The sequence below is a fragment of the Devosia elaeis genome (genome assembly GCF_001650025.1).
GTDB lineage: Bacteria > Pseudomonadota > Alphaproteobacteria > Rhizobiales > Devosiaceae > Devosia > Devosia elaeis.
In genome coordinates this window covers 59,389-71,716 of record NZ_LVVY01000065.1, presented here as the reverse complement: position 1 = coordinate 71,716, position 12,328 = coordinate 59,389, and the positions used below count along the sequence as shown (strand labels likewise).

General features: G+C 60.5%; 9 protein-coding genes. 4 read left to right on the top strand and 5 right to left on the bottom strand.

The window, feature by feature from the left end:
• Window positions 1-11 precede the first annotated feature (11 nt).
• On the top strand, window positions 12-1,556 hold the full coding sequence (locus A3840_RS04390) for an indolepyruvate oxidoreductase subunit beta family protein (RefSeq protein ID WP_067452470.1): 1,545 nt from the start codon (window positions 12-14) through the stop codon (window positions 1,554-1,556).
• Here the strand turns inward: A3840_RS04390 and A3840_RS04385 are convergent.
• From A3840_RS04385 to A3840_RS04365, 4 genes are all read right to left on the bottom strand, one after another.
• Window positions 1,553-2,059 carry a MarR family winged helix-turn-helix transcriptional regulator gene (locus A3840_RS04385; RefSeq protein WP_067452467.1) on the bottom strand — a complete coding sequence of 169 codons (507 nt, stop codon included), beginning with the start codon at window positions 2,057-2,059 and terminating at the stop codon, window positions 1,553-1,555. The two genes, A3840_RS04390 and A3840_RS04385, sit on opposite strands and share 4 nt — an antisense overlap.
• A gap of 71 nt (window positions 2,060-2,130) precedes the next feature.
• Entirely contained in the window at window positions 2,131-3,309 is a 1,179-nt protein-coding gene (locus A3840_RS04380; protein WP_067452465.1) for an amidohydrolase, read from the bottom strand.
• A 56-nt stretch (window positions 3,310-3,365) separates the two neighbouring features.
• Window positions 3,366-4,817 carry an APC family permease gene (locus A3840_RS04375; RefSeq protein ID WP_067452462.1) on the bottom strand — a complete coding sequence of 484 codons (1,452 nt, stop codon included), beginning with the start codon at window positions 4,815-4,817 and terminating at the stop codon, window positions 3,366-3,368.
• 391 nt (window positions 4,818-5,208) lie between these two features.
• On the bottom strand, window positions 5,209-7,209 hold the full coding sequence (locus A3840_RS04365; protein WP_067452457.1) for a primary-amine oxidase: 2,001 nt from the start codon (window positions 7,207-7,209) through the stop codon (window positions 5,209-5,211).
• A 202-nt stretch (window positions 7,210-7,411) separates the two neighbouring features.
• Between A3840_RS04365 and A3840_RS04360 the strand changes: the two genes are divergently transcribed.
• Window positions 7,412-8,380: an MBL fold metallo-hydrolase gene (locus A3840_RS04360; RefSeq protein ID WP_067452454.1), complete on the top strand. Its 969-nt coding sequence runs from the start codon at window positions 7,412-7,414 to the stop codon at window positions 8,378-8,380.
• Window positions 8,381-8,394: 14 nt separating this feature from the next.
• On the opposite strand, the gene A3840_RS04355 is transcribed toward A3840_RS04360, so the two are convergent.
• Window positions 8,395-9,450, bottom strand: a complete 1,056-nt coding sequence (locus A3840_RS04355) for an AraC family transcriptional regulator (RefSeq protein ID WP_067452451.1) — start codon at window positions 9,448-9,450, stop codon at window positions 8,395-8,397.
• 289 nt (window positions 9,451-9,739) lie between these two features.
• Here A3840_RS04355 and A3840_RS04350 point away from each other — a divergent pair, with 289 nt between their 5' ends.
• Both A3840_RS04350 and A3840_RS04345 read left to right on the top strand, forming a co-directional pair.
• Window positions 9,740-10,648 (top strand): sugar phosphate isomerase/epimerase family protein, encoded by a 909-nt coding sequence (locus A3840_RS04350; RefSeq protein ID WP_131798246.1) that lies wholly within the window; start codon window positions 9,740-9,742, stop codon window positions 10,646-10,648.
• Window positions 10,649-10,657: 9 nt separating this feature from the next.
• A complete protein-coding gene (locus tag A3840_RS04345; protein ID WP_067452444.1) occupies window positions 10,658-12,328 on the top strand; it encodes a GMC oxidoreductase in 1,671 nt (556 codons plus the stop codon).

The following is a 12,328-nucleotide window of genomic DNA, read 5'->3' as shown; positions in this document are numbered from 1 at the left end:
AGGTACCGGTTATGACCGTCCCATTTGAAAAGCCCATCGCAATCGCCATTCTTGCCATGGGCGGGCAGGGCGGTGGTGTGCTGGCGGACTGGATCGTCTCGATGGCGGAGGCGCAGGGCTGGGCCGCTCAATCGACTTCGGTGCCCGGTGTAGCCCAACGGACCGGCGCGACGATCTATTATGTGGAACTGCTGCGCCCCAGCGCCGACGGCAAGATGCCGGTGCTCTCGCTCATGCCTACGCCTGGCGATGTCGATATCGTGCTGGCGGCCGAGTTCATGGAAGCGGGCCGGTCGATGATGCGCGGGTTGGTAACGCCTGATCGCACAACGCTGATCGCGTCCACGCATCGTTCCTATGCCGTGGGCGAAAAGGAAATGCCTGGCGACGGTACCAGCGATCCGCAGATGGTAGCGGATGCCTCGGGCATCGCCGCAAGACGCAGCATCGTCTTCGACATGCAGCGCCTCGCAGAAAAGAACGGCAGCGTCATTTCCTCAGCCATGTTCGGCGCTCTTGCCGGTGCTGCCGTGCTGCCGTTCGGCCGTGCCGCTTTTGAAGACGCCATCCGCGCCGGCGGCAAGGGTGTCGAAGCGAGCCTTCGCGCGTTCGCCGCAGCCTTCGAGCGTGCCGAACAGGGCGCCGCCGACCCGGTGCAACGCAAACCGACGCCAGTCGAAGCGGCTGTGCCTGAAAAATCGGACCACCCCAAGCTCGACGCGCTTCTTATTCGCTTGCGCATGGCTGTGCCCCTGGGCGTGCAGCCCATCACCTTTGCCGGGCTGAAGAAAGTCGTCGACTGGCAGGACCCGAGCTATGGCGAGGAATATCTCGATCGCCTGGCCGCTCTGCACAAGTTGGATGTCGAGGCGGGAGGCGCCAATCGCGACTATGCCTTCACCGAGGCCGCCGCGAAATATCTCGCAAATGCCATGACCTATGACGATGTTATCCGTGTTGCGGATCTCAAGACACGGGCCACCCGGTTTGACCGCGTCCGCAAGGAAATCGGCGCCAAGGCGGAGCAGGTCGTCTACACCACGGAATACATGCATCCGCGCATGGAAGAAGTCGCGGGAACATTGCCGGCCCGGATGGGCCGCTGGCTCACCGCAAACCGGCCGCTTTACAATCGACTCGATCGCTTTTTCAGCAAGGGGCGGCACGTCAAAACCGGAACGCTGTTCTGGTTTGCGGGGCTCTATGTGGTTTCAGCGCTCAAGCCGATGCGCCGCGGCATGCTGCGGCACGAAATGGAGACGGCACACGTGGCACGTTGGCTGGATACGGCAACGGGCGTCCTTCCCACCAATTACGACCTCGCCACCGCGGTTCTGGGCGCCCGCCGGTTGATCAAGGGATATTCGGACACCCATAGCCGAGGGCTGACCAAGTTCGACAAGGTGATGTCGGCTGTACCGCTGCTGTCGATGCGGGCGGACGGAGGGCAATGGCTTGGGCGGCTGGTGCAAGCGGCACTCGCCGACGAAGCGGGAAGTACGCTCGATGCCGCGTTGCAGACGATCCATAGCTTTGCCGACAGTGCGCCGGCCTAGTCTTGCGTCTCGCCGCCCTTTTGCGGCGTACGGTTGAGATTGGCCAGCACCCTATGCAGGGTATCGATGAGCCGCTCGCGGTCCGCGGGCGCCACACCCTCGAACATGTCGTCATAAAGCCGGTAAAGCGCCGGCCAGAAACTCTCGAATACCGAACGACCCGCTTCGGTGATCCGCAATTCTCGCACGCGCATGTCTGTGGCGCGTTGTTCGCGCTGGACGAACCCCTGTTTTTCCAAGGCGTCCAGCGTCCGGCTCATCGTCGATTGTTCGAATACCGCGAGATAAGCCAGTTCGTTGACGGTGAGCGGCCCCTGTGTCGCGAGAACGGCCAAAGTTCGCATCTTGGGAGTCGTCAGGTCATGGCTGTGCAGCATTTCCTGCACCTGACTGTTGTAGGTGGCAGAAATGCGGTTGACGAGGAAAGGCGCAAAGTCCTGAAGGCCGAGGCTTTCGAGCGTCGGCGCCGGGCTCATTCGACGGTCGTGAACGTCGTCAGCCATTTCTCTCCCCGCGGCCGATTTCATGCCTCATGCAATAGAGGATTCGGCGCGATGCGGGGAGAGTTTGTGGGTCAACCGTGCTTGAGCAGTGCGAGAAGAGCGTTCACGGACAGCCGCACGCCAATGGTCAGGGCGTCTTCGTCGATGTCGAAACGCGCATCGTGATGGGCCGCCGTTATGCCCTTTCCGCGATTGCCCGCGCCGACGAGAATGAAACAAGACGGTGTGACCTGGCCGAAAGCCGAGAAGTCCTCGCCCGGCATGATCGGATCGCGCTCCTCGACCTTCTCCGAACCGAAGATGTCGCGGGCGGTGGTGGTGACAATGCCGGCAGTCGTCGGGTCGTTGATCACGGCATCGTAAACGCGCGTATAGGTATAGTCGCAGCTGGCGCCATGTGCAGCGCATATGCCGCTGGCAATCTCACCAATTCGGCGTTCGATCAGGTCCCTCACGCCTGCATCGAACATGTTGGTGCCGCCACTGATGACGGCCGTCGCCGGTATGACGCCGACGGACTGTCCCGCATGAAACTCGGTGACACCAACCACGGCAGCTTCCACTGGATCGATTTCGCGAGCCACCAGATGTTGGAGATTGGTGACGATCTGGCAACCGATGGCGATCGGGTCGACAGCGCGATGCGGTGCGCCGACGTGGCCGCCGACGCCTTTGACCTCGATACGGAAAATGTCGCAGGCCGCCATCATGCGCCGCGGATTGATGTGGACTTGGCCGACCTCGAGCGGCGTCCATAGGTGCAGGCCGATCACGCGATCGACCTCGTCCATGGCGCCACCTTCTATCATCCCTTTAGCGCCTCCTGGCGGGGCTTCTTCGCCATTCTCGAACAGAAGCCGAATCTCACCGGCGAAATCCTCACGCAATTGCGACAGCACCGTTGCGGTGCCGAGCAGCATGGCAGTGTGGCCATCGTGACCACAGGCATGCATCACGCCCGGCCTCTGCGAGGCATAAGCCGCACCGGTGGCCTCCTGGATCGGCAGGGCGTCGAAGTCAGCGCGAATGGCGATCGTCGGACCGGGTCTGTTCCCTTTTAGCCGGCCCACAACGCTTGTGCCGGAGGGCCGCAAGATTTCGATACCGCCTATTTCCTGGAGACGTTCGACGATGAAGGCCGCGGTTTCGTGCTCTTGGAAAGAGAGCTCGGGATTGGCGTGCATGTGCCGCCGCCAAGCGACGACCTTGTTGCGGACCCCATCGATCAGCTTCTCAATTCGGTCATTCATCTCGATCTCCCTTAGGGGCATGCCAAGATGGCCGGGCATTGCCCGGCCTGTATTGGTCAAGCCCCTTCGACACGCGAAGCGCCGATGTTTTTGTATGTTTCTGGTTTGGCGGCGCGAAGGTATACGGCGAGGCAGAACCCGATGAGCGCGGTCGCAGGAACCACCCAGATCAGGCTGTTGACCACCGGCGAGTCGACACCCGTCAGGGCCGAGTAATTGGTGATGGCCATCCAACTGGCAATGCCAACCACAAGGCCGCCGGCCACAGGAGCAGCCGTCTTGGCGATGGATATCTCCCCCTTGCGAGCAAAAAACACGGCAATCGCGAACGACGTGAGGACAATCAGCAGCATCAAGCTGATCGATCCAATGCCGATCAGCGCGGGTGACACGTTGAGCAGAGGATCAAGCGAGCTCGCCGCAGAGAGTGCGATCACAATGAGGAGGATGCTGCCGAGCAGCACTGCCGCATTGCGCGGGGAATGATTGATAGGATGGGTCTTGGCAAGAGTGGCCGGCAATACCCGGTCACGGGCCAGGGCAAAAACGTAACGCGACGCATTATTGAAAAGACCCAGTGAGGCCGCAAAGGCGCTGGTGATGACAAGGACACTGAACATCGTGCCGCTCCAGGCGCCAAGATAGTCATTCGCCTGCGCGAAGACGAAATGCCCAGGGTCGGCGCCGGCAATTTCTGCCACACGTCCACTACCGACAGCACTGGCCAGGGACCAAGCCGTCATAATGTAGAAAACACCTGCCAGCAGGAGGGCAATGAACGTTGCACGCTTGGTGGTTCTGGTGCGGTCCTTGGCTTCTTCCTGGTAGATCGCTGTACCTTCGATGCCCGCCAGCCCGTTAAAGGCATAAATTAGTGCAATGCCGAGCCCCGGAGCAAAAACGCTCGGAATGGAAAAGTCGCTGAGATCGAAAGCCGGCGGTCCCAGCCGCATCCACACTGCAATGTCCAGCGCGACGATAATGACAATTTCGGTGAGCAGGACCAGGGTCAGCACAATCGCGGCAGAGGTGATCTTGCGGGTCGAGACAAAGAAGATCAGCAGCGTATTCAGTATACCCCAGACCGCCCAGTGCGTGTCCATACCAGTCATGGTCTTGAACAGGTCCGCACAGAAAAAGGCCAAAGCTGCCAAGGTCGAACCGCACAGAGCGAAATAGGCCGTTGCCGACATGAACGCCGCAGCCAAGCCGATTTCCTTGCCAAAGCCCGCAGCGATATAGGCGTAAAAGGCGCCGGCATTCTTTACGAACGGGATGATCCTCACGTAACCAACAGCGAACAGGATCATCGCCAATACGGCGATGAAATAAGCACCCGGCAGGCCGGCACCATTGCCGTAGGCAAAAGCGATGGGCATCAGAGCCACGACGACTGCGAGCGGCGCGCTGGCCGCGAGCACCATAAAGACGACCGAACTCGTTCCCAGTTGGCCGCCTTGTAAACGTTCGTCGGCGCGGTCTCGCCGAGCCCCTTCAGGTATTGTCATTTGCGTTCCCCAGTTGATTATTGACGCTATCGGCCATTTCCCTCGACCGGCAGCGTTGGTCCCCGATCTATGTTGCTCCCAGCTTCCCCAAAGCCAGGCAGCCGATCTGATGAAGGTTTCCGATGATGGCAGATGGCGGCTGGTCGAATGCCAGGCCGCCCATGATCATGCACAAAAGCAGAAGAAGGCTGGCGGCGGCGCCGATTTCCAGTCGCAGCCAATCGGGTCTTGGTATGGGCACGACCCGGCATGTGCCACCCGATGCGCACACTACAGGGCGAGCCCTGGCAGCGTTCCAGGCCAGCTTCAAAGTGACGATGAGCGTTGCGCAGCAAATCATCGCTTCCTCCGCAGAAAGTCAGCGCCGCCTGAAGATCAGACGGCGCGCTGGTCAATTCGTTGTATCGGCGGGGCCGTGGCAGCATGCGTCGCCGCCTGACTTGCCGTGATGATGTTTGCCGGCCGGTGGGATCGTCATGGCCGGGCTGGTCATGAAGAAGTTGTTCGGCTTGAGCGTGAAGCCGGCATATTCGACGGGCATGATCGGAAAGTCTTCGGGCTTGCACACATGGGTATGTCCGAAGCTGTGCCAGAGGACGATGTCCTGGTTCACGATACTGCGCTTCTGCCGGACATAGACCGGCAAGCCGCATTCGCCGCCATGCTGGTTCGGATAGTCACCGCTGGCAAACCGCTCTTCGGGCGCATAGGGCGTGACCCAGATATGCTTCTGCGCAAATCCTGCGCGTTTGGCGACCGAGCTGTTAGGATCGGCCAAAAGGGTAGGGGAGGGCATGACGACCACCTTGTAGCCGGGATGGTTGCCAACCTCGTTGGTGACATTGGGATTGATGACCTTCCAATAGCGGCCCGTGGCGCCGTCGGCATTACGCGCAGCGTCTGCTTCGTTTTCAAGCAGTTCCGACGTTACCTCGAACACGTTGCCGAACGGGCTCTTTTCGCCTAACGGCACGCTTCGATAGTCGTGCTGGGTGACGCTGTTGCCGGCCCCATCGATGGCCATATGCAGGCGCGCGTTGAAAAAATGCTGATGGCTCGGGCCACCGAGGTCCGGCGTGATCATGCCGCCATATTTATAGCGCTCGCCGTTTTCCAACGCTGCCGTTTGTACGATACCAGTCAACTTCGCCTCAAGCTGGATCGTGCCGTCCTGATAGAGGTACCAGTAGAAGCCGTAGTCGTAGTTTCCAACGGTGGCGAAGAAACTGATAACGAGGCGCCGCGACCTGCGCGTTTCGCTGACATTGCTGCGGAATTCGTTGTGTTTCCAAAGGATTCCGTAGTCTTCCTCATGCATGCAGATCGCATTTTTCATGATGAACGGTTGACCGAAGTCATCACTTGCCGGCACGTCGAAATAGTGGATATGCCCCAGGCAATCGCAGCCCAGTTCCAGCTGATTGGCGAGCTTGCCCAGGCCGAATTCACCGGCGTCGAAAGCACATTTGGCGAAGTGCTGCGGCGTGGGATCCGCATAGGGCACGGCCATTTCGGTGACGCTGGCTCGATAGATGATCGGCCGTACGCGTCCTTCGTTCCGGAATCCAAGCTGGCTTAGCACCACGCCCTCTCTTGGCGTGAAGCCGACGCGAAACTCCCAATCCTGCCAGGTCACCTTCCATCCGTCGACGGTGAAACTCGGCCCGTCGGGCTGAACGATTTCCAGCGGCTTGAGGTCCGTGCGTGGCGCACCCAGCGCCGCCGTCTCGTAATTGTATTGCCGGCGCGGGATCGGCACATTGCGCCCGTCGTCTTCCAGCGAGATCACCGCGCCTTCGATCAGATCAACCACAGCCACCAGTCCTTCGACAGGATGAGCGTAGGCATTGTCCTTTTCGTAGGCACGATAATAGGTGACCGCGCGCAGAATGCGGCGCCCCTTGTATGGTTCGAAATCGAAATAGCCAGGGGAAATGGGGTCGACCTGAACCAGATCGATTTCCTCGTCCGTCAGGCCGCGTCGCTTCAGCGCGCCACGCCAGTCGGCATTGGCTTTGACGATCGCCGCAGCGCGATGAAAATCCTCGACCAGGATTGGCGGCTGGCCATGCTCGTGGTCCGTCGCAATCGATTTGCGACTCTCTAACGTGTTGTTGCGCAAGTCGACGACGACTTCGGTTGCCGCACCGTTGCTCGTATCGAGGGTGACGATCATCGCGCGGCGCGAAAAGTCGCTGCCGGCAGTAAATCCGTCCACCTCGCTTTTGACCGGCTCAAGCAGTTCGACCCATGGAAAGCGGAGCGAGGTGGCATCACGGGTATCTGCACGCACGATCTCGCAGGCCCGCCGGATCTCATCGAACGTCAACGGGTCGAGTGGATGAACGACGGCAATCTGAGCCGCATTGGTCTTGTCGTGCGTATTGAGCATGTCATCACCTGCCAGTCTTCTTATGGCGAGACTGGCACGCGATTGACGGCCGGCAGTAGGCAAGTCCGGCCAAATTCTTTGTATTTTCGGCCACGGCCTAAAATTCGGCATATGTCTTGCGGCAACGCTGGACCGTCTCTTCGGCGCGATGCTAGGAGCGACGGGGCGGCCGTTTGCCGTCGCCAGACTAGGCAATTCCCCGATGTCGCTTTCGATCCAACGACGCCTCGCCGAAGCAGGAATGCGTCGCATCATCCTGCCGATGCGCTCCGACAATCCCGCGCTGCAACATGTGAATGCTTGGCTTGGGAACGAGCGAGTTCTCTTCGACACCGGCAAGGATGACCCTGAGACTAGGCGCGTTTGGGATAAGCTGGATTGGGCGCAAGGCTTGACTGCCATCTACTGCACCCATGCCCATGCCGACCATATGGGCCTCGCACATCACTTCGAGAAAGCGTATCAAGTTTCGATCCATATCAGCGGCGCCGAGATGAAAAGGGCACAAGCTGCCTTTGCGCGTACGCCTTCAGATGCAGCGCTTTTGCGAGAAGGCTTCCTGCTTAAAATGGGTGCGGATCGTCCCGGTGCGAGCCCCTCAAGGCCCCTCGGCGGCAGGGCGGCGATCCCGCCCGCTTTTTACGGTGCACTGCGGGAAGACGCGCGCATCGGCGTCGGCGACCGCGAATGGCTTGTCAGGCTTGGCGGCGGTCACTCCGTGGCACCGGCGCTGTTCTTCGATGAAAAGAATGGCTTGCTCATAACCGGAGATCAGATACTGCCGGAAATGACCCCTTATGTCGGCGTCGCCATGGATGCGCCAGATGCCGATCCACTTGGAAGGATGCTGAATTTCCTCAAGAGTTGGACGGGCGTGGATGCTTCCATCATCGCCCTGCCGGGCCATGGCGCACCATTTTCAAATGTCGGCGACCGGGTGGCGGGCCACCTGGCATCCTACGAGCGGCGCCTCAATCGCGCTTGGATGGCAGCACACGCGCCGATTACCGGTGCCGGCCTGTTATCCGCACTGTTTCGCGTCGGTCCCGGTCAACAGGTCTTGGATATTCACTACACGATGGCCGCAGCGCTCTTGAACCACCTCGTCGAAACCGGCCGCATGCGCAGGTGGAAGGACGACGACGGGGCATTGCAGTATCAGCGACTATAGTCGGCGCAACAGGATCAACTTTTCCGCTGCCGGGCGTAGCGCATGGGCGAAATTCCTGTCCACTCGCGAAACGCGCGACAGAAGGCAGCTGCGTCGGCATAGCCTAGCCTCGCCGCGGCATCGGAAACAGAGGTCCGCCCGGTGCTCAGAAGCGATTTTGCCCTGAGAAGGCGTTGTTCCTGCACCAAGTCACGGAAGCTCTTGCCGGCCTGTTCCAGGTGTCGCCGGAGGCTGCGCTCCGAAGTCCCCAATTCGAGAGCGACCGTGCCTATGTCGAGATGGGCACGTCCCATCCGCCGGTTGATGATTGCGACGATGGCGTCCACGAGGGTGTGCGTCTGATTGGTGACCTGGTCAATGCTCATGAGATCGCGCAGGTGACGCTCGAGCACTTTGGTGCCCTCTTCGTGCCCCTCGCTGGCCCTCGGCAATGGGCGATCCAGATCGGAATTGGACACGATCATGCGGTTCGCGTCGCGGTTTGCGAACACAGGCGCATTAAAGAATGCTCTAAGTGGTCGGGTATCGGTGGGCAGGGCGTGCTCGAATTCCACGGCTTCGGGACACCATTTAGGCCATCCCAGATGCCGGCCCAGTGTAACCAACGCCGCGATCGTGAATTCCGTGTCCTGGCGGCGGGGCCAGATATTGGGGTCGTCGATGAGATACAGATAGTGCGTTACGTCGGAATGGCGCTCGGTGACGAAACTGGTGTTCGCCTGCCAAACCGACTGAAAGCTGCGATAGAGTTCGAAAACTTCTCGCAACGTGCGTGCATTGGCCAGCAAGGTCGAAAAAGGACCAAGGCTTTGCTCATCGAAACGGCGCCCAATCTCGAAACCCAGATATTCATTCCGGGTTAAACGAGCGGCGGCCTCCAGCAATTCGGTATGGCACCGTAGCGGCACCCAGGCGTAGGGTGAGCGTATGTCAGAGAGGGTCAGGCCGAATTGCTTCAGCTTGTTCTGCACCGGATGCCGCAGCCGTCGCAACTCGGCAAGGGCCGGTTCAAGGAAGAAGGCTCGGATGGACGATGATCCATGATGCGTTGCAACCACTTCTCCGAGCATAAAGACCTCCTCAGGACATCTGGCCTTTATGGCCTCGGCTCAGCCTTCATCGAGAATATTCCCACCAGTGCTGCCGTCTAGCCTGCAAGTGCAATGCGCAGCGGTTCCCTGTCCTTGGCGGCATCATGCCTCAAAGCTATGACCGGAGGCGTCATTTTCATTTTTCGTGACCACATGCCGCGCGCTAGGGTTCGGGTGCGCGGCGCCTTTCGTGCGCTTGGGCGCCTTGCTGCCGATACGGCATCTCGCCTGGCTGACCGTAAGATTCATAGACAAAACGGAGAAAACCATGGGTGATACATCGCGTGCAGATGGCGGTTACCGCGTCGCGCTGAATCCCATTCAATGGTTTGCCACCGCGGATGGCTGGCTTAACCCCAATTCGGGTCCGGCGCCTGAAGAAATCATGTCTGAAGTGGCTCGCTCCGGGTTCAAAGCTATCCATGCCCAAGTTCCCCCGGACTGGACCGTACCGCAATATAAGGCAGCGCTGGACCAAGCGGGCCTGCAGCCGGCTCCGGGCTATTTCTCGCTGGGCCTCCCGGATCATGGTGTTACCGTCGAGGCGGCTTGCGAGAATGCGCGAAAGAGCGCAGCGCAGCAGGCAGCGCTGGGGTTGAGCGACATGTTCATCTCGCCGCGCATGAACCCTCTTCGTGTTGAGAAGCCGGGCATCGGAGCGCCGATCGCAAGCACCGAGTTCGCCGATGTGGTGTCGATACTCGACAGGGTTTCGGCTGTCATGCGCGAAGAAGGCGTCCTGGCGGCTTTCCATCCTCATGTGGGATGCTGGGGCGAAACTGAAAACGAGACCCGGCAGATTCTCGACGCCATCTCGGCCACTCAGCTCGCCTTCGGACCGGATACCGGCCACCTGTCCTGGGCCGGAGCCGACGTTGTCGGGTTGATGCGTGACTACCGCGAGCGTGTCACGGTCATGCATATCAAGGATTGCCGCCTCTCCGTTCGAGATGCTGCAAAGGTCGCCGGCAAGACTTATCGCGAAACCGTGGTCGATGGGCTCTGGGCCGAACCGGGTTTAGGCGAGCTCGATCTTGTCGCCATGATCGGCGCGGCAGGACCTGACTTCGACGGTTGGTTGATTGCCGAAGTGGACTTTCCCACCATGTCGCCGTTTGCCTCTGCCGAGGCGAGCGCGCAGTGGCTGTCCAGTCTCAAGAAGCCGATCGCATCCTAGGACCGTCCGATGCACGACGCGCAGTACGATGTTCTGGTGGTGGGCTCCGGCGCCGCCGGAAGCTTTGCCGCCAAGGAACTGACGGCTCAGGGACTGAAGGTGCTTATGCTTGAGGCAGGACGGTCCCTGTCGCCCAGTGATTTCGATCCGGTGCGCAAGCTCGGGCCGAAGCGTGATCCGAATGTGATGGAGCGAGCCGAAGCGACACTCAAGGGCCAGGGTGTCCAGGCAAGGGCCGTGTTCTTCCGCAAATGGATTAGCCATTTATTCGTCAACGATCGCAAGAACCCTTACACGACGCCGCCCGACGCACCTTACCTCTGGATCCGCGGCAAGCAGGGCGGGGGGCGGCTGCATACCTTTGGCCGCGTGCTATTGCGCTGGTCCGATGACGACTTCAAAATCCGCAGTCGCAAGAATGTCGGGGTAGACTGGCCCATCAGCTACGCGGATGTTGCGCCGTTCTATGATGAGGTCGAGCAGTGCCTTGGCCTCATTGGCAACACGGACGGACTCGCAACGATGCCGGACGGCATTTGTGCCCAGCAGGCCAGCCTGAGTAGAGCGGAGGCGATCTTTAAGAGTACCATCGAGGCGAAGTACCCGCGCCATCACGTCGTTTCCTGGCGCTATATAGCGCCTGATCCGGAACGGGTGTATCGGCCCATGCGCGATGCGTTGGCCACCGGCCGGCTGGAAGTGCGGCACAATGCCATCGTGCGGCGCATCCTGACGAACGAGGACGGTAACCGCGCCACTGGCGTGGAGTATGTCGACGGAGCAACGGGCACCGTTCGCCGGGTTGATGCGGCCGCTGTCGTCGTCTGCGCGTCGCCCATCGAAAGCATCCGGCTTCTGCTCAACTCGGCTTCGACGCGCCATCCGCGCGGGCTGGGCAACACTTCGGACACGCTCGGACGCTATTTCATGGACCAGTTGCCCAATGTCGCCCAAGGCAGCTTCCCGCCTTCAGCCGGCTGGAGCAAGGACGAGACGGCGCCGCAGGATCCCTTCTATGCCGCCTCTGGCGGTGTATTCATATCGCCTGCCGACGCTGACGGCAGTACAGGCGCTGGAGATTTCACCTTTCAAGGCGCAATAGGCAGAAGTCCGGTCGCTGACGGTGCCGCATCGCGCTGGGCGTTTTTCGGCTTCGGTCGGATGACACCGCATCCGAACAATAGGGTGACGCTGGACAAACGGCGCAAGGACGCGTGGGGCATTCCGGTGCCGCATATCCGTTGCGCCATGCAGCCAAGTGATGAGCAGACGATGCGCGAGCAAAACACGGCGCTGCTCGATATGATCAAGGGTGCCGGTGGCGAGTTCGAGTTTCTCGGTTCGCCGCTTGGCCTCGTGGAAATGGGGCAGGGGGCTTATCCGAAGGCGGATCCCCTGAGCAGGGCCCTGTTCCGGCTGTTTTTCCGCAGGACCATGGTCATGGGATCGGCCATTCATGAAAGCGGTGGCGCGCGCATGGGCGAACGGCCTGAAGATTCAGTGCTTAACCGCTGGAACCAGAGCTGGGAGGTTCCCAATCTCCTTGTTACGGACGCCAGCGCATTTGCCGGCAGCGGACTTTCGGGCACGACCCTGACCGTGATGGCGCTGACAGTGCGCGCCTGTCGCCACTTGGCGGACGAAATGCGTTCGGGGCGGCTCAGCGCGGCCCATGCCTGA